The organism is Novosphingobium organovorum (assembly GCF_022832435.1).
Lineage (GTDB): Bacteria > Pseudomonadota > Alphaproteobacteria > Sphingomonadales > Sphingomonadaceae > Novosphingobium > Novosphingobium organovorum.
This window is the reverse complement of sequence record NZ_JALHLF010000059.1, coordinates 1-22845: the sequence shown is the minus strand read 5'-3', so window position 1 is coordinate 22845 and position 22845 is coordinate 1. Positions and strand designations below refer to the sequence as shown.

Here is a 22845-nt window from a genome sequence, read left to right as displayed (position 1 = left end):
GCCGGGGCGCATGCCACCGGCGCCGGGACCACGCGGTCCGTTCGATCCCGGCGGCATGCCGCCGGGGAAGTTGCCGCCCGGCATCCCGCCCGGACCGGGGCTGCCGCCGGAGGGCGGTCCGCCGGGGATCGATTGCGCGTCGGCGCTGTCGATCAGCAGCGAGGAAACGTCGGGCGTACGGATTTCGCGCATGACGGCAAGCGGCGAATGGGTGTTGGTGGGCACCGCCACCCCGCCCACGGGAAGCTGGGTGTAGAAGGCGAGGACGACGTCCTTGCGGCCCAGGTGCAGGCGCTGGGCCAGAGCCTCGCGCGAGGATTCGGAGACCAGCCAGCCCTGGCCGCTGATGTCGGGCGGACCGGCCATGGCCTTGCGTTCGAGCGAAGAGGGCACTTCGCCGCGCCCCAGCGCGGTGACGACCTGGTCGATGTCCCAGCGCGCGGTAGGGCGCGGCGGCAGCAGCATGGTCAGGAGTAGCGTCACCAGCTGCGCCGCCACGAGCGCACAGACCAGAATGACGATCATCTGGAGGGCCAGCGGCAGGCCAATTCGCTTGGGAGGAGCAGGCAGCATCATGCCTTGTCCCATGCCATGATTGCAGCCGCATTTCGAGGGCGACGATTGCCCGGCGTGCGCACAGGGGCGCCATGTGGCCTTCGTGCATCGCCTTGGGGCTTGCGCCGCGCCGTTCGGGCGATGGGCCGGATTCGGGGTGCGCGGCTGGTCGATGGTACGGGTGTTGCGGTTTGCGAAGCAGGGACAGGAGAGAGGGACACGTCCCTCCTGTCCCTGCTCCGCGCCCCCACCGGCAAGCCGGCGAGGGCGGTCACAACGGACCGGCGCGAAACGGGCAAGCCTGTGGGCTCATGACCTGTCGCGCGGAAACTCTGTCTCCCATACCACGATGTGGCGTTCGCCGCGGCCGGCCTACCGCCGGCTGTGTCGCTTTTGCGACGCCTTGGTGCGTGTGCCATCTTCACCTTTGTCGGGAAGATCCGGGATCGTCGAAGGACAGGGCGGGTGCGACATCGAAACCTGGCCGCTCGACGATCCCGGTACCGGTCCCCCACCTTGGCGGCAGTGAGGGCGGCAATGGGCGTGAAAGTACCGAGCCTGCGGAACTTCGTGGATTTCTCCACGCAGATGCGACCCGATTTGCCGCGAAGAGCGCTCCCTCAAAGGGGGTGGTCCGCGGCCTGCTCGGCCTTTCTTGATCGTCTAGGTCGTCCCTCGAGGTTGCTCGCGAATTTCACCGCGTTGCGACGCCATTGCAACCTGTCGCAAGGTGTATCGGGCGGGGTGAAATGCCCGTGCGACAACGGCTGTGCAAATAGGTCAAATGTATCTAGAACCGCTGACCATGGACTTGCAGACCCGTATCCTGATCGTCGACGACGACGAAGGCATTCGCACGTTGATCGGTGATTATCTTTCCAAGCACGGCTATGACACGGTCACGGCCGCCGACCCCATCGCGATGCGTGAGCTGATGGCGGGGGAGAGCTTCGATCTGATCGTGCTTGATGTGATGATGCCGCGCGAGGACGGGCTTACGGCCCTGCGCCAGCTGGGTTCGGATGCCCCTCCGGTGATCATGCTCTCGGCCGTTGGCAGCGATGTGGACCGCATCGTCGGGCTCGAGATGGGTGCGGACGACTATCTTGCAAAGCCGTGCAATCCCCGCGAGTTGCTGGCGCGTATTCGCACCGTTCTGCGCCGCCGCGCATCCGACGAACAGCGCGAGGCCGAAGCGCGCGGTGCGGTGTCCGAGGCCGTGCGCGACGAGGGTTCGGGCAATTGCCTCTATTTCGCGGGCTGGCGCATGGACATCGGGCTGCGTCTCCTGACCGACCCGGCGGGGCAGCTCATTTCGCTTTCCGATGGCGAGTTTCGCCTGCTGCGTGCCTTCGCCGAGCATCCGCGCCGGGTGCTGACGCGCGACCAGCTGCTTGATTGGTCGCGGGGGGAGGACAGCGAGCATTACGACCGCGCGATCGATGTGCAGCTCTCGCGCCTGCGCCGCAAGCTGTCCGACGGCGAGGGTGGTGGCGACATCATTCGTACCGTGCGCAACGAAGGCTATCTTTTCGTGCCTTCGGTCAGTGAAACGTCGGGGGGATAGGCCTTTTGGGTACGGCGATGCTCGTGCTTGCAATATAGCTGCAACAAATGTGCAGCCTGTATGAAATCCGAACGTAAACCCCCGTGTTCAGGTGTTCAATCGGCTTTGGCTGCCCCGGTGTTCGGGGCGGGTGTTACAGGCGGGCAGCACGAGGAGCGGTGAGATGGAGGAGCATGGTGCAGGTCTTTGCGAAGATCTCACGCGCATGGCGACACAGTGTGTCGGGCGTCGGCGCGCGCTTGTCTTCCTGACCGGGGCCGGATCGACCGTTGCGCTCGCGGCGTGCGGCGGTGGCGACGGTTCCTCGAGCGCGACGAGCACTACTTCGACCAGCACGTCCTCGACCAGCACGTCCTCGACGTCGGACAGCTCGACCTCGAGCACGTCGGACAGTTCGACCTCGAGCAGCAGTTCGGACTCGTGCATCGCCGATCCGACCGAGACCAACGGCCCCTATCCCGCCGACGGTACCAATTCGTCGAGCGGTTCGACGTCGAACGTGCTGACCATCAGCGGGGTCGTGCGTTCGGACATCCGCTCCAGCTTCATCGGCTCGACGACGACCGCCGACGGCATCGAGCTGGAGCTGACCTTGCAGCTCGTCGACGTGAACACCGGCTGCGCCGCGATCGAGGGGGCGGCGATCTACGTCTGGCACTGCAATGCGGACGGCAAGTATTCGCTCTATTCCTCCGGGATCACCACCGAAAGCTATCTGCGCGGCGTGCAGGTGACCGATTCGGAAGGGAAGGTCACCTTCACCACGATCTATCCCGCCTGCTATTCCGGCCGCTGGCCGCACATTCACTTCGAAGTCTTCCTCGATGGCCTGACATCGGCGAGCACGGGCAAGACCGCCGATCTCATTTCGCAGCTGGCGATGCCGGCGGCGACCAATACGGAAGTCTACAGCAACGACTCGCGCTACACGGCCAGCATCGCGAACTACAATGCGATCTCGCTTTCGTCGGATAATGTCTTTGGGGATGACACGACCGCAGAAATCGCGCAAATGACCCCCACGATCAGCGGAAATTATTCCTCGAGTTACACCGGTAGTGCCGTTATTGGGATTGCCGTTTGATCGCGGGCTGAATTCCTTTCCGACGCTGGGGCGTGGCGGCCCTGTCGGCTTTTCGCGGCATCAAGAGAATAACCCCAGTAATCAGGTTGAGATAGCTTTCCATGTCCAGACTTCATGATTCGGCGAGCCTTGGCGCTCTGATACTCGCCCTCGGAACGGCGTCGTACGCGCAGGCCGACACCACCATCAAGAAGGAGACGACGAGCGCTCTCGAGACCTCGGAGGCTGGTGACATCACGATGACCTCGGCCGGCTCGATCGTGCTGAGCAGCGGCAACGCGATCACCGTCGACAGCGATAACGATCTCGACATCGATGGCGACATCGACATGAGCAACGCGACCAAGGCCGATGGCGCTACCGCGATCTACGTCAACTCGGGCACGACCTCGGACATCTACATCGACGAAGATGCCGACATCACCATCGAGGAAGACTACGTCGTCGATGACGACAACGACGACTACATCGTCACCACCGGTATCGCCGAAGCCAGCAACCGCTACGGCATCTACGTGGCGGGCGATGCCTCGGGCTCGATCACCAATTACGGCGACATCTACGTCGAAGGCCAGGATTCGGGCGGTATCGTCCTGGCGGGTGACTACACCGGCGACATTCTCAACGATGGCACGATCAAGGTCATCGGTGACAACGCGGTGGGCATCTCGACGCAGGGCGTCGATGGCGACATCACCATCATGGGCAGCGTCTACGTCGTGGGCGACAACGCCACGGCGGTCTCGATCAACGGCGATGTGACCGGCACGGTCACGCTCCAGGGCACGATCTCGCAGCTCTATTACTACACGGACGACGACGGCAACACCGAGTATCTGTCGCGCGCGGCGCTGCGCGAAGGCGCGGCAGCGGTCGAGATCACCGGCAACGTCGACGGCGGTATCGTCGTCAAGGCGGCCCCCGACGATGACGACAACGACGATGCCGATGGCGACGGGGTGGACGACGACGAAGAAGAAAGCGGCGCGATCGTATCGTACGGCAACGGGCCGGCGATCCAGGTCGGCGGCACCGACGACATCACCATCGGTTCTTCGGACAGCTACATCGGCACCTACTCGATTGCGATCGAGGGCAGTGTCACTGGCAACTCGTACTATTCGAACACCGACGCCTACGGCCTGGTGATCGGCGGGCAGGGCGGCAACGTCACGCTGACCGACGGGATCGGCGTGAGCGGCACGCTCGAGGCGATCACCTACGACTCCGCGGCCACCGCACTGCTCATTAACGAAGGCAGCTCGGTCACCAGCCTCTACAACAGCGGCACGATCATCGCGTCGGTGTCCTCGGGCGGTGAAGCGACTCTCGTCGCCATCCAGGATCTGTCGGGCACGCTGACCTCGATCACCAACACCGGTTTCATCACCGCCAGCGGCACCTCGACCGACACCACCGTCGCGCTCGACCTCTCGGCGAACACGACCGGGGTGACGATCACCCAGTACCTCAACGACGACGACGCTGAGACCAGCGCCGACTATCTCGAAGACAACGACGTCGATGTCGATCCGACGGTTTACACCGCGATCTACGGCGACATCCTGCTGGGCAGCGGCGACGACACGATCGACGCCTCCTCGGGCGAGATCGAAGGCGACACCTCGTTCGGTGCGGGCGACGATACGCTCATCCTCTCGGGCGACACCAACTACATCGGCGACATCGACTGGGGTACCGGTACGGCGACCGCGACGATGTCGGACACCTCGACCTTCGATGGCACGATGAACTTCGAGGGCGAGACCGGCACGCTCACCATCAACGACAGCGCGGTCTACACCGGTGACTTCGAAAACGCCGACAATCTCACCGTGACGGTCAATGGCGGCGATCTCATCGCCGACACCGATGGCGGCGGCGCGGTGTCGTTCGGCACGCTCTATGTCGGTTCGGACGGCGTGATCGGCGTCAACGTCGATGGCGACGACGTGTCCTACTTCAACGTCACCAACGCGACGCTGGCCGACGGCGCGAGCGTCACCGCGACGATCACCGATCTGACCACCGCGGAAGGCACCTATACCGTGCTGACCTCGGACAACCTGACGATCGAGGGTGATCTGAACGTCGCCGACGATCTGCCCTTCATCTACTCGGGTGAAGTGACGACCGATACCAACGATGTCTATCTGACCGTTTCGCGCAAGTCGACGAGTGACCTGGGCCTGACGTCGTCGTCGGCTTCGGCGTGGGATGCGATCTACGCGGCGTCGGCCAACGACGACTACATGACCGAGAGCCTGCTGCAGGTCGACGATTCGGAAACGCTCAACGAGCAGACCGCCTCGATGCTGCCCGATCACGCCGGCGGCATCTTCGAGGCGGTCACCACCGGCACGCGCCTCGTCTCGCAGCACATCGCCGACGACACCTCGACCTTCGGGATCTCGGACGTGGGCGGCTGGTTCGAACCGATCTACTGGCAGTCGAGCAAGGCGACGAGCGGCACCGCATCGTACAAGATCAGCGGCTGGGGCCTCTCGCTCGGTCTCGAGCGCAAGACCAAGCTGGGCTACTTCGGCTTCTCGTACGCCTACCTGAGCAGCACCGTGAAGGACAATGGCGGCTCGCAAGACCTCGACGTCGGCCAGCACGACTTCGGCGTGTTCTGGCGCAAGAAGAGCGGCGCGCTGCTCACTTACGCCCGCCTTGGCGCTTCGAAGGTCTCGATCGGTTCGACCCGGAACTACACCGGCACGATCGACGATACCGACTTCAGCTACGAGGCCGATGCCGACTGGAACGGCTGGCTGCTTTCGGGCATGGCCGGTGCGTCGTACCGCTATCAGGTGTCGCGTCGCTTCTCGCTGCGTCCGCGCGTCGATCTCGAACAGTTCTGGCTGCATGAAAGCGGCTACAGCGAAGATTCGTCGGATTCCGACGCGATCCCGCTGACCGTCGCGAGCCGCACCAGCAAGTCGACCACGGTTACCCCGATGCTCGCCGCAGCCTATTCGCTGGGCCAGCTTTCGCCCGACTGGCGCCCGCTGACCTTCCAGCTCGAAGCTGGTCGCCGCGAAGTGCTTTCGGGTGGCCTTGGCAAGACGACCGCCTACTTCAACGGTGGCGACACGTACGATGCGGGCGAATCGTTCACCATCGACCCCGACAGCATCAAGGGCGCCTGGATCAGCGAGCTGAGCCTCTACGCCGGTGGCTACGACTTCACCTGGAAGATCACCACGCGCGTCGAGCGCACCAACGACAGCACCGATTTCTCGGCACGCGCTGGCCTCAGCGTCGCGTTCTGATCGGACGATGCGTCTGTCCGGTCTGGTTGAACCAGGCCGGACGCGTTGGACACGAAAGCCCCCTGTATCCCCTTGTGGATGCAGGGGGTTTTCGTATGCCTTCTCCTCGTGGGGAGGGCGCGCTATGGGCGAGCAAGGCACGCAGTGAGGAGATCTCGTGAAAAGGGACGACAAGGCCGCCGAACTGGCGATCCGCACCCGCCGGGCGGAGTTCAACCGGGCCATTGCCGAGGGCGATTGCGGGGCGATCGGCCCGATTCTGGCGCGCGATTGCGTGATGGTGACCGGCTCGGACAGCGCGGTGATCGCCGGGCGTCTGGCGCAGGTCAAAGTCTGGAAGCGGGATTTTTCCCAGGCCGGGCGGCTGGTCTACGCGCGCCGGACACAGCGCGTCGAAAGCTCGCGCGTGGAGCCGATCGCGATGGAGTACGGTGACTGGGAAGGCCGCGTGGCGGGGCAAGAGGGCGCGTCCGCTTCGAACGGCGCCTCGGGCACGTATGTCGCCAAGTGGCGTGAAAGCGCGGCGGGCTGGGTGATCGAGGCGGAAATCTTCCTGACTCTCGCTTGAGGGGCTTGCCGGTAACCATTCAGAGGGCCGTTTTGCCTTCATGGACACCGGGCATCATGGGCAAATCCTTAACTGCCGATTCACCCGCTGGTGTAACCTTCGTCTTATCAGGAGCATCTGGAAGAGTGCGCAATCGGGAGGCTGTGAAGATGCTGAGCAGGAGCTGGTCGTCCAACACCGTCGCGCAGTGCTGGTACATGCGCCGCCACGTACCGGCCGGGCGCCGGGTACGCGGGCCGGATGGGGCGATGACCTGCACCTGCCGCCACTGTGGACGGCGTATTCGCTCGCGCGAAAAGGGGCAGTGGGACCTCGCCGAAGGGCTCGATCTCGACGCCTTGCAGGAGCGTTCGCGCACCGGGCATTTTTGCGTCGTGGACACGCTCGACGGGCTGATCGTGGCGCGCTACCCCATCGCGATGGATGCCGACGAGGCGTGGATCGGCGCCAAATTGCAGGAGATCGCACAGCAATACGGCATCGCCGGATCGGACGGCGAATTGCAGATCCGCATTGTGCCCGGTACCCGCGAAACGACCTTGCGCCACTGACACGGCCGTCGGCCGGGTGGAATTGCCTGAGGATGCTTTCCTGAGCGCGGCGCAAATACGTCAGGACAAGGATCGATCAGCCATTTGGGCACCGTCGAAGCGAAAAGCGGCGTCCGAGGGGCGAATTCGGATTAGGCCGCGTGCGGCGCGTGGGGGTGGATCAGGCGGTGCAGGGCGCCGCGCCAGCCATGCGGATTGCGCCACGTACGCTCATGGAAGAAGAACACCACCGCATTGACCAGGGGTTCGACCAGCGCGATGCCGCCGGCCAGCCGCAGCGACCCGGTGAAGGCAAACGCCACCGCGAAACCCACGCCGAGGTGGAGGGTGAGGAAGCTCAGGGTCTTGGCGATATCGCGCGGCATGGCGTGCGCTCCTTGGCTGGATTGCAGGGCAGGGTGTGATTTTAGGCGCGGCGCGCGCCGGATCACAAGCGCGTGCAACTGGTCACAGTGATCGCCCGAGGCGATGCTGCGCGCTGGAGCCGGGCCCGGATCGGGCAGGCGCCACGGCTCGGTTAGCCACGATCAGCGGTTGTCGTGAGCCGCAAGCGGACAGGCGCCGGGGAACGGGGCCGGCAGAACCGGCGTGTGCCATCAGTCCGCGGCGTGTTCGGCGCTCAGCACGTCGCGCGCGGCGGCGCGGGCGCGCTGGGCGGCATCGTCGCTCTGGTCGGCATTGCTCGCGCGATTGCCGTTCGACGACGCCGCGAGGCCGCCATTGCCCGCGCGCGGCCCCGGCGTGGCGGCACTGGGCGCATAACCCTGGCCAGTGGCGGCGGCCGGGTAGCCATTGCCGGGCGCGTCGCGGCGTGCGTCGGAACGTTGGTCGTCGTGGCCATCGTCGGGGTGGAACAGCCATTCGGGCAGCCCCGCGTAACCCGGCGAATCGCTGCCGCGCATCGCAGTGCCCGGTCCCGGTGCATAGCGATCGGGGCGGTTCGCCTCGTCGGCGCCGCCGTCACCTTCGCCATCACCATCGCCATCGGCATAGAGGCCTGGGCCGTTCTGGTCCGGGCCATTCTCGTCCAGCTCCTCCGGAGATGGTTGCTGGCCGAAGTCGTCCTCGTCCTGCGAGGATTGCGCGAAAGCGCCGTCGTCATCGCTGTCCGACGGGACGGCTGTGCCGAGAGTGGGCTTGTCCGACCACGGCTTGACGAAAGTGCGCAGATCCGAACTGGCCACGAAACCGGCCAGAATGCCAAGGCCGGCAATCGGCAGCAGCCATTTGAGGGCACTCATCGCTCGTTCCTTCGATTCGGACGTTTCCGAGGCGCGCCGATACCGGGCGCGCGCTGGCGGCTTGGCGCGCTCTGCCTGACGTCAGGCTGAACGCTCCAGACGCACTTAGGGCGCCTTTCCCGATCAGGAAAGGCGCCCTTCATGCGCTAGCGGCGCGGCAGGCGAGCTGGGAGAGAGGGGAGAGGTTCGCTCGCCCTCGCGCCGGGCTGGCGATTACTGAGCCGAAGCGAGCGCGCTGTCGTGCTCGACCTCAGCCTTGGTAAAGCTGACGTAGCGGTTGTTGTACATGCCGGTCACGCGGTCGCCCTTGACGTAGAGACGGAAGGGAACGCGGCCTTCGGCCTTGCCTTCGATCACGGTGACGTCGCCCTTCTTCTGCGACGTGTAGGCGTAGTCGACGCCTTCGTGCGAGAAGTTGCGGGCTTCGCTGGCCTGCGCCACGGCGGGGAGAGCAACGGCGGCGACGGCAACGGAAGCAAAAATCGTCTTGAACATGGCCAAATCCTTTAGTGTGTCGGGTTGCAGGACTTGCCCTGGCACCTCTTGTCTTGTTGCGATGCAGCATCACGAAATGCGCTGCGGTGCGCAATGCAAAAAACTGAACCAACAAGTGCAGAAACTGCATTTGTTGGTTTAAATTTCTGAGAAGGCGTGTGAAAGTTCTGACGAAAGTTCATACGAAAAATATGTCGGAGTAAACTCGCCGCCCGGCTTACCCGCGAATCGGGGCCTCGGGCGCGGTGTGGGACGCATTCGGGGCTATGCAATCGTAACCGGCGCAGTAAGGAAAGCGGATGGAACGCTGTCGCAGAGGGCTGAGTTTGAGTCTGGCGGTCGGGCTGTGGGCCACCACGCTCGTTGGCTGCCATGGCGCGCAAGCCCCGGTTCCGGGCGATGAGGGCGATCATCAGCCCTGGCATGGAATAGAGGCTGGCGAGGTTGTCGAGGCGATCGGCACCGAGCCGTTCTGGCAGGTGCGTGTCCAATCCGGGGCGATGCACCTGTCGCAGCCATCGTCCCGCCAGGAGGATGCGCCCTTCGCGGTGTCCCGCTTTGCCGGGCGCGGGGGGCTTTCCTACAGCGGCACGCGCGCGGGGGAGGACGTGACCCTTGCGGTTACGGCGGGAGCGTGCCGCGACGGGATGTCCGATCGGGTCTATCCGTTCACCGCGACGCTGCGGCTGGGCTCCCGCCTGCGCATGGGCTGTGCCTGGACCAACCGGCATATGGCGCGCGCACCGGCTGCCGCGCGCTGATCCGTTCGGAACGTGGTGAAGCCCGTGCGGGGCGTGCGCCCATCCAGGGCGTGATGCGCGTGCATCTCAGCGGCTTGGCGAAAGGTCCTGCGGGCCGGGCTCGACATAGACCGAACGGGCGGCCGGATCGAAGGTGAAGCCGTAACGATCGCGCCAGTCGGGGCCGATCGGTGCTTTCATGCGAGTCGGAATGGTCGCGCCCGTAAGGCCGCCGAGCATGAAAGAGGCAGCGAGCGCAAGCGCGATGGTCCTGGCATAGGCCACAGTGTTTCTCCGTTGCCCCCCGCTTTCAATGCGCGACGCTCGGGACAGTTCCGGGCGGGTTTGCAACCCTCGATTTGACTAAGCCATAGTCGGCAAACGAAAATTACCAGTACTGTCTAGTACGGCGTTCCTACTGCGTTGCAAAAAAACAGTTTTTTCGTGCGATTGCAGTCACGGCACTTCCCTTTGCGCGTGGCGCATGGTACAAAACGATCAGAAATAAAAGCTGCCCGAAAAAACAGAGGTAGCGCCATTTGAGAGGATGCTGGTCATGAAGAAATTCCTGGCAGTCTTGCAGTCCGGACTTGTCGTCTACGCCGTCGCCATGGCGCATTCGGCCGTCAGTCTCGCGCAGGAACTCGGTCTGGAAGACGCTCTGGGCACCGGGGACGGTTCCCAGCCTTCGTGACGCGACGGGCCCCCGAGCGGGCGATCTGGCTATTTCGCCGTCCGGCCGAATTCCTGCCGCAGCGCTGAATCATAAGAAAACAGGGCGCTGGAGGCTATTCGCGGCGGCCGCGAAACAGGCAGATCGTCTTCGGGGGAGCCTTCGGGGCAACGCGATTACCACGCAAGTGGACATGAGACGTGTGACAAGGGTGGGTGCGCATTTGTCCCGGCCCTGATCACCGAACCCACCGATCCTCCGGTTCGTACAACGAGCGGATCGGTGGATGGAAGAGCCGAGGGAGGGGAGAAACGCGTAGGGCGTGAACGGACTGCAGATCCGTCGCGCCCTGCTCTTTTTGTGGCGCCCTCGTGCCGGGCCGACCAATCCGTGTCAGAGGGCAGGTCGGGGGACGGGCTTCAGGCGCCGGGCGCCCAGCCGGGCGGGGCCAGTTCGAAGCGCGAAAAATCGAAACCGGGCACGACCACGCAGCTCACCAGCGTCCAGCCGGGGCCATCGTCCAGGACCGGGCGCGAAGCCTGCCAGGCACCGCTCGGCACGCACAGTTGCGGCGATTGTCCGGCGAGCACGTCGGGGCCGAGCAGGGCCTCGCTTGCGGGCGTCGCCGCATCGCTCGAGCGCGACAGCACCAGAGGGCTGCCCGCATGCCACATCCACAGCTCCTGGGCATCGACCACGCGGTGCCAGTGGGAGGTCTGGTGCGCTTCGAGCAGGAAATGGATCGAGGTTGCGGCCGGGCGCCCCGAGGCATCTTCGGGTGCGCGCCAGATCTGGCGATACCAGCCGCCTTCGGGGTGGGGGGCAAGGTCCAGGCGCTCGATGAGGACGGCGGCGTGCGGATCGCGTTGAAGGGGCATCGGGCATGTCCTTGAAAGGCAGGGTTGTGGCGGCGTGGTCAGGGATGGGCTATCCCGGCGGCGTGCACAAGACGTGGCGCGCAGTATCGGCACGCGTTGCCGCGCGCGTGAAAATTCCTTGTTCGTCAAGACTATTGCGCACTTGCACAAGAACGCGGCGGTGGGCAGGTTCGCGGCCGATTTCCCGCTTTAGGAGCCGTGCCTGATGTCCTCTCGTCCCTGGATCGCCCTTGCCGTCGTTCCCCTGCTGTGCGCGACGGCGCCGCTTGCCTGGGCCGCCACGCCCGAGCAGGTGGCGGCGCAGGCGCTGGCCGAGGCTCCGGTGTGGGATGGCCACAACGACGTTCCCGAACAGCTGCGCGACCGGCGCAAGGACGTGCTGGCCGGTTTCGACTTTGCCGACACGATGAACACGGCCGATCCCGCGAAGGGGATCGACCCGATGCAGACCGACCTTGCGCGTCTGCACAAGGGCCACGTCGGCGCACAGTTCTGGTCGGTCTACGTCTCGGCCACGCTGCCCGAACCGCAGGCGGTGCAGGCGGTGCTCGAACAGATCGACGTGATGAAGCGGGTGGTGGCGGCCAATCCCGATACGATGATGCTGGCGACGAGTTCGGCCGATGTCGAAAAAGCGATGAAGCAGGGCAAGATCGCGTCGCTGCTGGGCATGGAGGGCGGGCACTCGATCGGTTCCTCGCTCGGCGTGCTGCGCCAGATGTATGCGCTGGGCGCACGCTACATGACGCTGACGCACTTCAAGGACACCCCCTGGGCGGACAGCGCAACCGATGCGCCCCAGCACAACGGGCTGACCCCTTTCGGCAAGAACGTGGTGCGCGAGATGCAGCGCATCGGAATGCTGGTCGACCTCAGCCACGTGTCGGCCAAGACCATGGCCGATGCGCTCGACGTGGCGAAGGCGCCGGTGATCTTCAGCCACTCGGGCGCGATCGCGGTCGATGGCCATCCGCGCAACGTGCCCGATGCGATCCTCGACCGGCTCAAGGCCAACGGCGGTATCGTGATGGTCAACTTCTACCCCAGCTACGTCAGCGAGGCGGTGCGCCAGTGGCAGGCGAGCCGCGCGGGCGAGGCGACGCGCCAGGGCATTCTCCATCCCGACGCGCCCGAGGTGGCCAAGGCCGCGCTCGAGGCCTGGGACAAGGCGCATCCCAAGCCGGTCGCGACGCTGAGCGATATTGCCGATCACATCGATCACATCGTCAAGCGAATCGGGGCGGATCATGTGGGTCTTGGTGGCGATTTCGATGGCGGCTCGGTCGGCGTCGAGGGGATGCCCGACGTGTCGGCCTACCCGGCGCTGTTCACCGAGCTGGCCCGGCGTGGCTATTCCAAGGCCGATCTGGAAAAGATCTCCAGCGGCAACATGATGCGCGTGCTCAAGGCTGCGGAAAGCTATGCCCAGGCGCACCGCGCCGATCCGCCGATCGAATCGCCGACCACGTTCTGAGCCTGATACGAAACCTCCGGCCGGGCGTCTCAGCCCGGCCGGAGGTATCAAGAGCGGGGGGGAGGGGGCTCGTGCGCCTTCGCCGTTCCGGTGCGCCTTAGCGGGCGTGGGCGAGCCAGGTTGCGCACAGCGCGAGTGCGGCCAGGATCAGGCTGGCGAGCAGCACGTATCGAACGGGAGAAGGCACCGGGTACAGCCTTTTCTAGCGCTATCACCCGTGGCCAAAGTCCTGCGGGTGTGCCCGGAGTATCCTCCATTCCGCGTTCATTCTCAAGGCTTTAGTGCAGGAGAATGAACGCGGACTGGAGGCGGCGGCGCTGTCCTTTGCAGGACAGCGCCGTAGCGGCGCTCAGTCGCGCAGCAGTTCGTTGATGCCGGTCTTCGAACGGGTCTGCGCGTCGACGGTCTTGACGATCACCGCGCAGTAGAGCGAGGGGCCGGGCGTGCCGTCGGGCAGCGGCTTGCCGGGCAGCGCGCCGGGCACGACGACCGAGTAGGGCGGGACGATGCCGACATGGACTTCGCCCGTCGCGCGGTTGACGATCTTGGTCGAGGCGCCGAGGTAGACGCCCATCGAAAGCACCGCGCCTTCGCACACGCGCACGCCTTCGGCGACTTCCGAACGCGCGCCGATGAAGCAGTTGTCCTCGATCACCACCGGGCCGGCCTGGAGCGGCTCGAGCACGCCGCCGATGCCCACGCCGCCCGAAAGGTGGACGTTCTTGCCGATCTGCGCGCACGAACCCACGGTCGCCCAGGTGTCGACCATGGTGCCTTCGCCGACATAGGCGCCAAGGTTGGTGAAGCTGGGCATGAGCACCACGCCCTTGGCGATGTGCGCGCTGCGGCGCACGACGGCGCCGGGCACGACGCGGATACCCGCAGCCTTGAAGTCGTCATCCGACCAGCCGGCGAACTTGAGCGGCACCTTGTCGAACGCGGGCGCGCCAGCCGAGCCATAGGCCATGGTTTCGTTGTCGTTGAGGCGGAACGAGAGCAGCACCGCCTTCTTGAGCCACTGGTTCACCTTCCAGCCGCCCTGGCCATCGGGCTCGGCGACGCGGGCCTTGCCCGAATCGAGAAGGGCGAGCGCTTCCTCGACGATCGCGCGCACGTCCGCGCTGGCGGGGGTGACGTTGGCACGGTCTTCGAAGGCGGCCTCGATCGCGGTTTCGATATCGGACATCTGGGGTCTGTCTCCGGAAAAATTGGGAAGGTTGGCTGGATTTGGCCCCGCGCCTATCGCGCGGGCGGGCCAAGAACAAGGAAAAGGATGGGGGCAGGCGTTATTGCGCGCCGGGACTTACGGCGCGCCGGGCGCGCTCTCGTCGGGCTCCATCAGGTTGCGCACGAAGCCGATCAGTCCGGTCTGGCGCGCGCGGCGCAGGCGCTCGGCGGCAAGGATCTGCTTCACCTTCTCGAAGCAGTGGCCGATGTCGTCGTTGACCACGACATAGTCGTAACCGTCCCAGTGGCTGATTTCCGAGCGGGCGCGTTCCATCCGCGCGGCGATCACTTCGGCGCTGTCGGTGCCCCGTCCGGTCAGGCGGCGGCGCAGCTCGTCGATGCTGGGGGGCAGCAGGAAGACACGCACGACATCGCGTTCGAGCTTCTGGTAGAGCTGCTGCGTGCCTTGCCAGTCGATATCGAAGAGATAGTCCTGCCCCGCCTTGAGGCCCGACTTCACTTGCGCCTTGGGAGTGCCGTAGCTCTTGCCGAAGACATGCGCCCATTCGAGGAACTCGCCCTCATCGGCCATGCGATCGAACTGGTCCTGGCTTACGAAGTGGTAGTCGCGCCCGTCGACCTCACCGGGGCGCGGGGCGCGCGTGGTGCACGAGACCGAATTGCGGATGTGCGGGTCCTTTTCGAGCAACATGCGCGCGATCGTCGTCTTGCCCGCGCCCGAGGGCGAGGAAAGGATCAGCATGAGCCCGCGCCGGGCGAGCGCGTTGCCCTCGTGCGCGGGAAGAATTTGGGGAATCGTATCGCTTGCCATGCCCCCCGATGCCGACAGCGGCGGGGCAAATCAAGCGCAGCGAGGCTTGCCAAGGGGGAAACCCTTAGTCGTTCTCGCCGTCGCGGGCCATTTTCTCGAGCCTGGCCTGGCCTTCGCTGCGCGCCTGGCGAGCGCGGCGGCGATCGTAGAGCGTCTTGGCCACGAGGCTGCCCCCAACCAGAATTGCGCCTGGAACCGAACGCATTGCGATGCGCGCGATGGTGCGGTGGAGCATGATCTCGGTGATCGTGCGTCCGCGCAGGATGCGGTTGGCCTTGCGCGGGGAATAGGCCTTGCCAAGCAGTGCGCGCTCGACCGCGCGGCGCGCCAGCAGCGAACCGGTGCGCAGCGCAATGTCGGCCATGGCAAGATTGGTCGCCGGATTGGGGCTTGGGCCGAGCAGCTCGCGTGCGGAAAGCGACGTGGCGGTGTCCGCGCTGTCGACTTTTGCAGAGCTATCCGTTGCGGACCGGGCGGGCGCGCCGTGAAGCGCTAAAAGGGTCCGGTCCTGGCTCTTGCCCGTCATCGCAGCGATCCTCATCGGCCCGTCACGAAGACGCCGCACCGCCAGGGCGCGGCGTGTCGGGGGCTGTTACTTCTTCTTGCCGAAGTCGACCGAGACGACGTTCGAGCCATCTTCGCTGGGGATAACGCGCGATGCGACATCGCGTTCCGCGGCGTCGTTCTCGGCCGCGGCGGTTTCCTCGATCGCGTCGTCTTCCATGGCCTGGAACTGCAGCCCGAAATCGACCGCGGGATCGACGAAGGCGGTGATCGCGGAAAAGGGAATGTCGAGCTTGGCAGGCAGCTGGTTGAAGCTCAGACTCACCGTGAAGCCGTCTTCGCGCACGCCCAGGTCCCAGAACTTGTTCTGGAGAACGATCGTCATCTCATCCGGGAACCGGGCCTTGAGCTCGGCGGGAATTTCCACGCCGGGCGCGCCGGTCTTGAAGGTGATGTAGAAATGGTGGTTGCCGGGAAGGACACCGTTGGTGGCTTCGACCTGGCCCAGCACGCGCCCGACAACGGCGCGCAGAGCTTCCTGCACGATCTCGTCGTATGGGATGAGGCTATCTGGAGGCGTATCGTTCATCGGGCTCTAGGTGCGCATCGTTGGGCTTGGGGTCAAGCCACAATGGTGGTGTTTTTACCCGGATTCGTCGCAATTGGATACGCCCGGCCGCGCGCGCGGCACGAATTGCAAAGTTCACACCATGAATGCACGCGATTGATTCCCGCAGGCACAGGTTTATAGGCCCCTTTCATGCGTACAGCCTCGATCACCCGCAAGACCCACGAGACCGACATTCACGTCGAGGTCAATCTCGATGGCACCGGACAGTACAGTGTCTCGACCGGCATTGGCTTTCTCGATCACATGATCGAGCAGTTCTCGCGTCATTCGCTGATCGATATTGCCTGCCGCATCAAGGGTGACCTGCACGTCGACCAGCACCACACGACCGAGGACAGCGCGATCGCGATCGGCCAGGCGATTGCGCAGGCACTGGGCGACAAGGCCGGGATCGGCCGCTATGGTGACGTCAATTCGCCGATGGACGAGGCGCTGAGCCGTGTCTCGCTCGACATTTCGGGGCGCCCTTACCTCGTGTGGAAGGCCGCTTTCACGCAGGAGAAGCTGGGCGAGTTCGACACCGAGCTGGTCGAGCACTGGTTCCACTCGATCGCGCAGGCGGTGGGCATCACGCTGCACATCGAACTTCTTTACGGCACCAACAATCATCATATCTGCGAAGGCATCTTCAAGGGCTTCGCGCGGGCCATGCGCACCGCGGTCGAGCTTGATCCGCGAAAAGGCGGGGCGGTGCCATCGACCAAGGGAATTCTGGGAGCCAAGTCGCTGTAATGGGCACCTTCATCCTCTCGCTTCGCTACACCGGTTCGCTCGAGGACATCGACGCGGTGCTGCCCGATCACGCCGCCTGGCTGAAAGGCAACCACGAAGCGGGGCATTTCCTGGGCTGGGGCCGCAAGATTCCGCGCGAGGGTGGGGTGATCCTGGCGCGCGGCGAAAGCGCCGAGGCGGTGGCCGCGCTGGCGGCCAGCGATCCTTTCGCCAGGGCCGGTCTGGCCACGGTCGAGGTGATCGAATGGGCGCCCGCCTTCCTCGATCCCTCGGTCGCGGGACTCCAGCCATGAGCCTGGCGCTGATCGATTTTGGTGCAGGCAACCTGCAATCGGTCGCCAATGCGCTGCGTGCGGCGGGGGCCGGCGAGGTGGCGATCACCGCCGATCCGATGAAGGTGCGCACCGCGGACCGCATCGTGCTGCCGGGCGTGGGCGCGTTCAAGGCCTGCGCCGACGCGCTCTGGGCTATTCCCGGAATGGTCGATGCGCTGCACGAGCGGGTGCAGGTGGGCGGCGCGCCGTTCCTGGGCATTTGCGTGGGGATGCAGCTGCTTGCCTCGCGCGGGCTCGAATATGGCGTGACCCAGGGGCTCGACTGGATTTCGGGCGAAGTGCGCCGGATCGAGCGCAGCGATCCGGGCATCAAGGTGCCGCACATGGGCTGGAACGACGTGGGGCTGGGTCGCCACGATCCGGCGAGCGGCTTGATCGAGCCGGGCGAGGCTTATTTTCTGCACTCCTACCACTTCGTGCCCGAGGATGGCCACGCGATCGCCGCGATGACCGACCATGGCGGCGGGCTTGTCGCCGCCGTGGCGCAGGACAACGTCGTGGGCGTGCAGTTTCACCCCGAAAAGAGCCAGGCCTACGGGCTCGCGCTCCTCACCCGATTCCTCGACTGGAAGCCGTAAGATGATCGTTTTTCCCGCCATCGACCTCAAGCAGGGGCAGGTCGTGCGCCTGGCCGAAGGCGATATGGACCGCGCCACCGTTTACGGCGACAACCCGGCCGCGCAGGCCACGCTCTTCGCCGAGGCGGGCTCGCAGTTTCTCCACGTCGTCGATCTCGACGGCTCGTTCGCGGGCCGTGCGGAGAACCGCGAGGCGGTCGAGGCGATCCTCGAGGTCTTTCCCGGCCACGTCCAGCTGGGCGGCGGCATCCGCACGCCCGCAGCGGTCGAGGGCTGGTTCAAGCTCGGCGTCAGCCGGGTCGTGATGGGCACCGCCGCGCTCAAGGACCCGCAGTTCGTCAAGGACATGGCGAAGGAGTGGGAGAACGGCATCGTCGTTGCGGTCGACGCGCGCGACGGCATGGTCGCGACCGAGGGCTGGGCCGACGTTTCGGACGTCTCGGTGGTCGATCTGGCGCGCCGGTTCGAGGATGCGGGGGTGGCCTCGCTGCTGTTCACCGACATCGGCCGCGACGGGATGCTCAAGGGCTGCAACGTGCAGGCGACGGTGGACCTTGCCCGCCAGACCGACATGCCGGTGATCGCGAGCGGCGGGGTCAAGGGGCTTGACGATATCCGTATGCTCAAGCTGCACGAGAAGGACGGCATCGAGGGCGTGATTACCGGCCGCGCGCTCTACGACGGGCGGCTCGATCTCGCCACCGCGATCCAGATGGCCGAGAAGGACTGAAGCACCATGACCGTTCGCGTGCGTGTCATCCCCTGTCTCGACGTTGCCGAGGGCCGCGTGGTCAAGGGCGTCAACTTCGTCGATCTCAAGGACGCGGGCGATCCGGTCGAACAGGCGCGCGCCTATGATGCGGCGGGCGCGGACGAATTGTGCTTCCTCGACATTTCGGCGACGCACGAAGGGCGGGGCACCTTGCTCGACATCGTGCGGCGCACCGCCGAAGTCTGCTTCATGCCGCTGACCGTGGGCGGCGGGGTGCGCACGGCAGAGGATGCCCGCGCGCTGCTGCTTGCCGGGGCCGACAAGGTGGCGGTCAATTCGGCCGCCGTGGCGCGGCCCGAAGTGGTCTCGGACATTGCCGAGCGGTTCGGTGCGCAGTGCATCGTTGCCTCGGTCGACGCGCGCCGGGTCGATGACGGCACTGGCCCCAAGCGCTGGGAAATCTTCACCCACGGCGGACGCCGTCCGACCGGGATCGACGCGCTCGAACACGCGCGCAAGCTGGCCGAACTGGGCGCTGGCGAGCTGCTCGTCACCTCGATGGACGGCGATGGCACCAAGCAGGGCTACGACCTCGAGCTGACCCGCACGATCGCCGACGCGGTCTCGGTGCCGGTGATCGCGAGCGGCGGCGTGGGCAATCTCGACCATCTCGTCGAAGGGGTGACGCGCGGCCATGCGAGCGCGGTGCTGGCGGCCTCGATCTTCCACTTCGGCACCTATTCGATCGCCGAGGCGCACGCGGCCTTGCGCGCTGCAGGGTTGCCCGCGCGCGGCCAGTCGGCGCACCGGCTTTAGGCCCAGACCCAAGAGTTCGGCACCACTGCGCTCCCCAAAGTTGCGTGAAGGCGACTTCGGGATCAGGCGTCTGGTGGTTCGATTGGTCGCCTGTGAGGCCCTGTCGGATGGGGCACGTTCCCATGTTAAAGGTAATCCACCAGGTCCGCTGCGCAAAGGTGACGGGGCGCAAATGGCTTGCTCCATCGCGGGACGGATACGGGATTTTACTTGTCTTGTTGGCGGCAATAGTTGACCGCGCCTGCGACAGTCCTTCCAAGCGAATCGCGGGAATTGCCATGCGCCTGATCGAATTGAGCACCGCTGCTGCGGCAATCTTCCTGCCGGCCAACGCGGCGTTCGCGCAGGGCGGCGTCACCCTGCCCGAACCCAGCGGGCTCCTGCTGCTGGCGCTCGGCATGGCCGGGGTGGTGATCGGACGGCGCTTTTCGCGCGGCCGGGGCAAGGACTGACCGCGCGGACGCGGGCAGGTCGGATTTCGGCGTCCAACGGGCAGGCTTGACCGCGTCGCGCCCGCGTCGCATGGCAGGCCATCATGACCGCACCCGACACTCTCGCGCGCCTCGAGGCGACCATCGCCGAGCGGCGCAGCGCCGATCCTTCGACCAGCTACGTCGCCCGCCTCAACGCCAAGGGGCTGCGCAAGATCGCGCAGAAAGTGGGCGAGGAGGGCACCGAGACGGTGATCGCCGCGCTGGTCGAGGACAAGGCCGCGCTGGTGGGCGAGGCGGCTGACCTGATCTTTCACCTGATGGTCCTGCTCGGCGCGAAGGACGTGCCGCTCGCCGATGTGCTGGCCGAACTCGACCGGCGCGAGGGGGTTTCGGGCATCGCCGAAAAGGCGTCGCGCCCCAAGGACTGATTTTCGTTTCCCGCTGGAGACCTGCCTGCCATGCCGATCGATCCCAAGCTGCCCTACGATGAGGCCAATGTCTTCGCCAAGATCCTGCGCGGCGAACTGCCCTGCGACAGGGTTTACGAAGACGATTTCGCGCTTGCCTTCAACGATATCCGCCCACAGGCGCCGGTCCACGTGCTGGTCATTCCCAAGCGCCCTTACGTGTCGTGGGACGATTTTACCGCGACCGCCGATGACGCCGAGATCGCCGGCTTCATGCGCGCGGTCGGCCATGTCACCCGCCAGCTCGAACTCGACAGGCCCGGTTACCGGCTGATGGTCAACATGGGGCAGGCCGGGCATCAGGAAGTGCCGCATCTGCACGTCCACATCTTTGGCGGGCGCCAGTTCTTCCAGATGATCGCGGACTGAAGAACGCGCGGCTAATCCACAGGGGGCTGGCCGTCCGAACGCGCGTCCGGCCCCTTTCAACGAGAAAATTAGCCGAATTGTCGCCGCTTGGGGGTCAACGCCTTTGCACTGCGGGCCATGGGCGCTAATGCTCGGCGCGCGATGAACCCGGCCCTTCCCCTGAAAGACCTTGCGCCCACCCATGGGGTGATCGCGTCCGCCGCTGCAGATGGGCAGAGCGCGGCGCACCACTACCCCTTGCGCGTGTTCTACGACGACACCGACGCGGGCGGGGTGGTCTATCATTCCAATTATGTCAGCTGGTTCGAACGCGCGCGCTCGGACCTGCTCGAGTGTCTCGGGATCGACCAGCGCGCCGCGCTCGAGGACGGGACCGGCAACTATGCCGTTGCCGAAGTGGCGGTGCGCTACCGCGCGCCTGCGCGGCTTGGCGATACGGTGGTGATCGTCACCACGGCCCAGTCGGTCGGCAAGGTTGCCTGCGTGCTGCGCCAGGTCGCCTGGCGCGGTGATACGGTGCTGGCCGAAGGGACGGTAAAGGTCGGGTTCATCGGCCCTGATGGACGACCGCGCCGTCAGCCCGAGGGCTGGCAACGCGCCTTCGCCACGTTCTCGCCGCTGCATCCCGTCCTGCCCGGCAGCGATCCGACACTGCCTTAAGCTTTCCCGCCCCCAGCCCCTCGCGCTTCGGAAGACCACGAATGATCCTCGACCTGCTTGCCCCCACGCTTGACTTCGCCGGTGACAGCGACCGGCTCAATCCGGTCTCGCTGTTCCTCAACGCCGACATCGTCGTCCAGGCGATCATGGTCGGCTTGTTGCTGGCCAGCGTCTGGGTCTGGACGATCATCATCACGTTCACCTTGCGCATGGGCAGCGTGAAGCGGCGCTGCGACGATTACGAGGAGAGCTTCTGGGAAGCGCAGAACTTCGAGGCCTTCCAGAAGGAGCGCCGCCGCGCCGACGTGCCGATGGGCAAGGTGGCGGGCGCGGGGCTGGCCGAATGGCGCCGTAACGCCCAGCTGCGTACCTTCGATGCCGAAGGCGCGCGCCAGCGCATCGCGCTCGCGCTCAGCTCGGCGGTGGGCGAGGAGGCGGACAGCCTCTCCAACCGGCTGAACTTTCTCGCCACGGTCGGATCGGTGGCGCCCTTCGTGGGCCTGTTCGGCACGGTCTGGGGCATCATGAACAGCTTCTTCCAGATCGGTCAGCAGCAAAATTCCTCGCTCGCGGTCGTCGCTCCGGGCATTTCCGAGGCGCTTTTTGCGACTGCGATCGGCCTGTTCGCTGCGATCCCGGCGGTCATCGCCTACAACCGCTTCTCGCACCGCGTGAACATGATCGAGGCGCGTCTCCAGCGCTTTGCCGACAAGCTCCACGCCGCACTGACCCGCCAGCTGGAGTCGCGCTGAGATGGCGATGGGCCTCAACGGCGGTGGCGGACGGCGCGGGCGCGGCGGGCGCAGCCGCGCGCCGATGGCCGAGATCAACGTGACCCCGATGGTCGATGTCATGCTGGTGCTGCTGATCATCTTCATGGTCGCCGCCCCGCTGATGAAGGCCGCGGTGCCGATCGAACTGCCGCAGAGCCGCGCCAAGGCGATGTCCGAGGAGGCCAAGGAAATCACCATCACGCTCAAGCGCGACGGCAGCCTTTACTACGAGGATCAGCCGCTCGCGCCGGGCGAGCTGGCCGAACGGCTCGCCACGCTCGAGCCCGATGCCAGCGGGAAGATGCCGCTTGTCTCGCTGCGCGCGGACAAGGCGCTCGACTACGGGCGGGTGATGGGCGTCATGGGCGAGCTCAACCGGGCCGGGATCACGTCGATCTCGCTGGTGAGCGACGTCAGCGGCGGTTCAGGCAACTGACGTAGGGTTCACCCATGGCATCGCTTGGTCTGCAAAAGGGGGAAGGCGTCGGCCTTGCGGTCGCGGTGGCGCTGCACGCCGGCGTGCTGGCGCTGCTCGTGCTGCGGCCCGAGACGCACGAGGTCATCGTGCCGCCCCAGCGCATCGAAGTCTCGATCAGTGACGAGGTCGGTTTGACCTCGACCTCGCCCGATCCGCGCGCCAAGGCGGCGCCCGATTACGCACCGACGCTGGGTGACGCTGCGCCGCCCGAGGAGACCGCGCCCGCGCCGGCTCCCGAGCCTGCCCCGCAGCCCGA

At 65.6% G+C, this 22845-nt stretch carries 28 protein-coding genes and 2 pseudogenes; 20 read left to right on the top strand and 10 right to left on the bottom strand.

Going from position 1 to position 22845, the window contains the following annotated elements; genetic code table 11:
- A pseudogene (locus MTR62_RS13850) lies at nt 1-576 on the bottom strand (ATP-binding protein); the annotation flags it as partial.
- A 763-nt stretch (nt 577-1339) separates the two neighbouring features.
- Between MTR62_RS13850 and MTR62_RS13845 the strand changes: the two are divergent.
- The 5 genes from MTR62_RS13845 to MTR62_RS13825 all read left to right on the top strand — a co-directional run bounded on the left by MTR62_RS13845 (nt 1340) and on the right by MTR62_RS13825 (nt 7600).
- Nucleotides 1340-2122: a response regulator gene (locus MTR62_RS13845; protein WP_327194413.1), complete on the top strand. Its 783-nt coding sequence runs from the start codon at nt 1340-1342 to the stop codon at nt 2120-2122.
- Nucleotides 2123-2327: 205 nt separating this feature from the next.
- Complete coding sequence (locus tag MTR62_RS13840; RefSeq protein ID WP_244021860.1) at nt 2328-3206, top strand: dioxygenase family protein; 879 nt, start codon at nt 2328-2330, stop codon at nt 3204-3206.
- Nucleotides 3207-3307: 101 nt separating this feature from the next.
- Nucleotides 3308-6481, top strand: coding sequence for an autotransporter domain-containing protein (locus MTR62_RS13835; RefSeq protein WP_244021859.1), 3174 nt, complete (start codon nt 3308-3310; stop codon nt 6479-6481).
- Nucleotides 6482-6638: 157 nt separating this feature from the next.
- On the top strand, nt 6639-7049 hold the full coding sequence (locus tag MTR62_RS13830) for a DUF4440 domain-containing protein (RefSeq protein WP_244021858.1): 411 nt from the start codon (nt 6639-6641) through the stop codon (nt 7047-7049).
- 149 nt (nt 7050-7198) lie between these two features.
- Nucleotides 7199-7600 carry a hypothetical protein gene (locus MTR62_RS13825; RefSeq protein ID WP_244021857.1) on the top strand — a complete coding sequence of 134 codons (402 nt, stop codon included), beginning with the start codon at nt 7199-7201 and terminating at the stop codon, nt 7598-7600.
- Nucleotides 7601-7731: 131 nt separating this feature from the next.
- On the opposite strand, the gene MTR62_RS13820 is transcribed toward MTR62_RS13825, so the two are convergent.
- The 3 genes from MTR62_RS13820 to MTR62_RS13810 all read right to left on the bottom strand — a co-directional run bounded on the left by MTR62_RS13820 (nt 7732) and on the right by MTR62_RS13810 (nt 9336).
- A complete protein-coding gene (locus MTR62_RS13820; protein ID WP_244021856.1) occupies nt 7732-7965 on the bottom strand; it encodes a DUF2061 domain-containing protein in 234 nt (77 codons plus the stop codon).
- Nucleotides 7966-8196: 231 nt separating this feature from the next.
- Nucleotides 8197-8841: a hypothetical protein gene (locus tag MTR62_RS13815; protein WP_244021855.1), complete on the bottom strand. Its 645-nt coding sequence runs from the start codon at nt 8839-8841 to the stop codon at nt 8197-8199.
- A 213-nt stretch (nt 8842-9054) separates the two neighbouring features.
- Entirely contained in the window at nt 9055-9336 is a 282-nt protein-coding gene (locus MTR62_RS13810; RefSeq protein ID WP_244021854.1) for a hypothetical protein, read from the bottom strand.
- Between the two features lie 326 nt (nt 9337-9662).
- Between MTR62_RS13810 and MTR62_RS13805 the strand changes: the two genes are divergently transcribed.
- Entirely contained in the window at nt 9663-10097 is a 435-nt protein-coding gene (locus tag MTR62_RS13805) for a COG3650 family protein (RefSeq protein WP_244021852.1), read from the top strand.
- A 66-nt stretch (nt 10098-10163) separates the two neighbouring features.
- Here the strand turns inward: MTR62_RS13805 and MTR62_RS13800 are convergent, their stop codons facing one another.
- Nucleotides 10164-10361: a hypothetical protein gene (locus MTR62_RS13800; protein WP_244021850.1), complete on the bottom strand. Its 198-nt coding sequence runs from the start codon at nt 10359-10361 to the stop codon at nt 10164-10166.
- Nucleotides 10362-10632: 271 nt separating this feature from the next.
- On the opposite strand from MTR62_RS13800, the gene MTR62_RS13795 reads away from it, so the two are divergent.
- Nucleotides 10633-10770: a hypothetical protein gene (locus MTR62_RS13795; RefSeq protein ID WP_244021848.1), complete on the top strand. Its 138-nt coding sequence runs from the start codon at nt 10633-10635 to the stop codon at nt 10768-10770.
- A 398-nt stretch (nt 10771-11168) separates the two neighbouring features.
- On the opposite strand, the gene MTR62_RS13790 is transcribed toward MTR62_RS13795, so the two are convergent.
- Entirely contained in the window at nt 11169-11627 is a 459-nt protein-coding gene (locus MTR62_RS13790; RefSeq protein ID WP_244021846.1) for a cupin domain-containing protein, read from the bottom strand.
- Nucleotides 11628-11832: 205 nt separating this feature from the next.
- Between MTR62_RS13790 and MTR62_RS13785 the strand changes: the two genes are divergently transcribed.
- Nucleotides 11833-13101, top strand: a complete 1269-nt coding sequence (locus tag MTR62_RS13785) for a dipeptidase (RefSeq protein WP_244021844.1) — start codon at nt 11833-11835, stop codon at nt 13099-13101.
- 349 nt (nt 13102-13450) lie between these two features.
- Here the strand turns inward: MTR62_RS13785 and dapD are convergent, their stop codons facing one another.
- From dapD to MTR62_RS13765, 4 genes are all read right to left on the bottom strand, one after another.
- Nucleotides 13451-14287, bottom strand: coding sequence for a 2,3,4,5-tetrahydropyridine-2,6-dicarboxylate N-succinyltransferase (dapD, locus tag MTR62_RS13780; protein ID WP_244021842.1), 837 nt, complete (start codon nt 14285-14287; stop codon nt 13451-13453).
- A gap of 117 nt (nt 14288-14404) precedes the next feature.
- Nucleotides 14405-15100, bottom strand: coding sequence for a guanylate kinase (gmk, locus tag MTR62_RS13775; protein ID WP_244021840.1), 696 nt, complete (start codon nt 15098-15100; stop codon nt 14405-14407).
- Nucleotides 15101-15164: 64 nt separating this feature from the next.
- Nucleotides 15165-15626 (bottom strand): hypothetical protein, encoded by a 462-nt coding sequence (locus MTR62_RS13770; RefSeq protein ID WP_244021838.1) that lies wholly within the window; start codon nt 15624-15626, stop codon nt 15165-15167.
- Nucleotides 15627-15692: 66 nt separating this feature from the next.
- On the bottom strand, nt 15693-16193 hold the full coding sequence (locus MTR62_RS13765; protein WP_244021836.1) for an SspB family protein: 501 nt from the start codon (nt 16191-16193) through the stop codon (nt 15693-15695).
- Nucleotides 16194-16364: 171 nt separating this feature from the next.
- Here MTR62_RS13765 and hisB point away from each other — a divergent pair, with 171 nt between their 5' ends.
- From hisB to MTR62_RS13705, 12 genes and pseudogenes are all read left to right on the top strand, one after another.
- The gene (hisB, locus tag MTR62_RS13760; protein ID WP_244021834.1) at nt 16365-16967 is read left to right on the top strand and encodes an imidazoleglycerol-phosphate dehydratase HisB; all 603 of its coding nucleotides are present in this window, start codon (nt 16365-16367) and stop codon (nt 16965-16967) included.
- Nucleotides 16967-17260, top strand: coding sequence for a YciI family protein (locus tag MTR62_RS13755; protein WP_244021833.1), 294 nt, complete (start codon nt 16967-16969; stop codon nt 17258-17260). The genes hisB and MTR62_RS13755 overlap by 1 nt, the downstream gene beginning before the upstream one ends.
- Nucleotides 17257-17880, top strand: coding sequence for an imidazole glycerol phosphate synthase subunit HisH (gene hisH, locus MTR62_RS13750; protein ID WP_244021832.1), 624 nt, complete (start codon nt 17257-17259; stop codon nt 17878-17880). The genes MTR62_RS13755 and hisH overlap by 4 nt, the downstream gene beginning before the upstream one ends.
- 1 nt (nt 17881) lies before the next feature.
- Nucleotides 17882-18610, top strand: coding sequence for a 1-(5-phosphoribosyl)-5-[(5-phosphoribosylamino)methylideneamino]imidazole-4-carboxamide isomerase (hisA, locus tag MTR62_RS13745; protein WP_244021827.1), 729 nt, complete (start codon nt 17882-17884; stop codon nt 18608-18610).
- Between the two features lie 6 nt (nt 18611-18616).
- On the top strand, nt 18617-19408 hold the full coding sequence (gene hisF, locus MTR62_RS13740; protein ID WP_244021826.1) for an imidazole glycerol phosphate synthase subunit HisF: 792 nt from the start codon (nt 18617-18619) through the stop codon (nt 19406-19408).
- Nucleotides 19409-19686: 278 nt separating this feature from the next.
- A complete protein-coding gene (locus MTR62_RS13735; protein ID WP_244021822.1) occupies nt 19687-19860 on the top strand; it encodes a PEP-CTERM sorting domain-containing protein in 174 nt (57 codons plus the stop codon).
- A gap of 83 nt (nt 19861-19943) precedes the next feature.
- On the top strand, nt 19944-20270 hold the full coding sequence (locus tag MTR62_RS13730) for a phosphoribosyl-ATP diphosphatase (RefSeq protein WP_244021818.1): 327 nt from the start codon (nt 19944-19946) through the stop codon (nt 20268-20270).
- Between the two features lie 30 nt (nt 20271-20300).
- Nucleotides 20301-20678 (top strand): histidine triad nucleotide-binding protein, encoded by a 378-nt coding sequence (locus tag MTR62_RS13725; RefSeq protein WP_244021817.1) that lies wholly within the window; start codon nt 20301-20303, stop codon nt 20676-20678.
- A 141-nt stretch (nt 20679-20819) separates the two neighbouring features.
- Entirely contained in the window at nt 20820-21338 is a 519-nt protein-coding gene (locus tag MTR62_RS13720) for a YbgC/FadM family acyl-CoA thioesterase (RefSeq protein WP_244021816.1), read from the top strand.
- A gap of 41 nt (nt 21339-21379) precedes the next feature.
- Nucleotides 21380-22090, top strand: coding sequence for a protein TolQ (gene tolQ, locus MTR62_RS13715; RefSeq protein WP_244021815.1), 711 nt, complete (start codon nt 21380-21382; stop codon nt 22088-22090).
- Nucleotide 22091: 1 nt separating this feature from the next.
- Nucleotides 22092-22547, top strand: coding sequence for an ExbD/TolR family protein (locus MTR62_RS13710; RefSeq protein ID WP_244021814.1), 456 nt, complete (start codon nt 22092-22094; stop codon nt 22545-22547).
- 14 nt (nt 22548-22561) lie between these two features.
- Nucleotides 22562-22845 (top strand): annotated as a pseudogene (locus tag MTR62_RS13705) (hypothetical protein); the annotation flags it as partial.

Coding starts and splice junctions, on each gene's coding strand:
- MTR62_RS13845 (WP_327194413.1), top strand. CDS start 1,340: ATGTATCTAGAACCGCTGACCATGGACTTGCAGACCCGTATCCTGATC.
- MTR62_RS13840 (WP_244021860.1), top strand. CDS start 2,328: ATGGCGACACAGTGTGTCGGGCGTCGGCGCGCGCTTGTCTTCCTGACC.
- MTR62_RS13835 (WP_244021859.1), top strand. CDS start 3,308: ATGTCCAGACTTCATGATTCGGCGAGCCTTGGCGCTCTGATACTCGCC.
- MTR62_RS13825 (WP_244021857.1), top strand. CDS start 7,199: ATGCTGAGCAGGAGCTGGTCGTCCAACACCGTCGCGCAGTGCTGGTAC.
- MTR62_RS13820 (WP_244021856.1), bottom strand. CDS start 7,965: ATGCCGCGCGATATCGCCAAGACCCTGAGCTTCCTCACCCTCCACCTC.
- MTR62_RS13815 (WP_244021855.1), bottom strand. CDS start 8,841: ATGAGTGCCCTCAAATGGCTGCTGCCGATTGCCGGCCTTGGCATTCTG.
- MTR62_RS13810 (WP_244021854.1), bottom strand. CDS start 9,336: ATGTTCAAGACGATTTTTGCTTCCGTTGCCGTCGCCGCCGTTGCTCTC.
- MTR62_RS13795 (WP_244021848.1), top strand. CDS start 10,633: ATGAAGAAATTCCTGGCAGTCTTGCAGTCCGGACTTGTCGTCTACGCC.
- MTR62_RS13790 (WP_244021846.1), bottom strand. CDS start 11,627: ATGCCCCTTCAACGCGATCCGCACGCCGCCGTCCTCATCGAGCGCCTG.
- MTR62_RS13785 (WP_244021844.1), top strand. CDS start 11,833: ATGTCCTCTCGTCCCTGGATCGCCCTTGCCGTCGTTCCCCTGCTGTGC.
- dapD (WP_244021842.1), bottom strand. CDS start 14,287: ATGTCCGATATCGAAACCGCGATCGAGGCCGCCTTCGAAGACCGTGCC.
- gmk (WP_244021840.1), bottom strand. CDS start 15,100: ATGGCAAGCGATACGATTCCCCAAATTCTTCCCGCGCACGAGGGCAAC.
- MTR62_RS13770 (WP_244021838.1), bottom strand. CDS start 15,626: ATGACGGGCAAGAGCCAGGACCGGACCCTTTTAGCGCTTCACGGCGCG.
- MTR62_RS13765 (WP_244021836.1), bottom strand. CDS start 16,193: ATGAACGATACGCCTCCAGATAGCCTCATCCCATACGACGAGATCGTG.
- hisB (WP_244021834.1), top strand. CDS start 16,365: ATGCGTACAGCCTCGATCACCCGCAAGACCCACGAGACCGACATTCAC.
- MTR62_RS13755 (WP_244021833.1), top strand. CDS start 16,967: ATGGGCACCTTCATCCTCTCGCTTCGCTACACCGGTTCGCTCGAGGAC.
- hisH (WP_244021832.1), top strand. CDS start 17,257: ATGAGCCTGGCGCTGATCGATTTTGGTGCAGGCAACCTGCAATCGGTC.
- hisA (WP_244021827.1), top strand. CDS start 17,882: ATGATCGTTTTTCCCGCCATCGACCTCAAGCAGGGGCAGGTCGTGCGC.
- hisF (WP_244021826.1), top strand. CDS start 18,617: ATGACCGTTCGCGTGCGTGTCATCCCCTGTCTCGACGTTGCCGAGGGC.
- MTR62_RS13735 (WP_244021822.1), top strand. CDS start 19,687: ATGCGCCTGATCGAATTGAGCACCGCTGCTGCGGCAATCTTCCTGCCG.
- MTR62_RS13730 (WP_244021818.1), top strand. CDS start 19,944: ATGACCGCACCCGACACTCTCGCGCGCCTCGAGGCGACCATCGCCGAG.
- MTR62_RS13725 (WP_244021817.1), top strand. CDS start 20,301: ATGCCGATCGATCCCAAGCTGCCCTACGATGAGGCCAATGTCTTCGCC.
- MTR62_RS13720 (WP_244021816.1), top strand. CDS start 20,820: ATGAACCCGGCCCTTCCCCTGAAAGACCTTGCGCCCACCCATGGGGTG.
- tolQ (WP_244021815.1), top strand. CDS start 21,380: ATGATCCTCGACCTGCTTGCCCCCACGCTTGACTTCGCCGGTGACAGC.
- MTR62_RS13710 (WP_244021814.1), top strand. CDS start 22,092: ATGGCGATGGGCCTCAACGGCGGTGGCGGACGGCGCGGGCGCGGCGGG.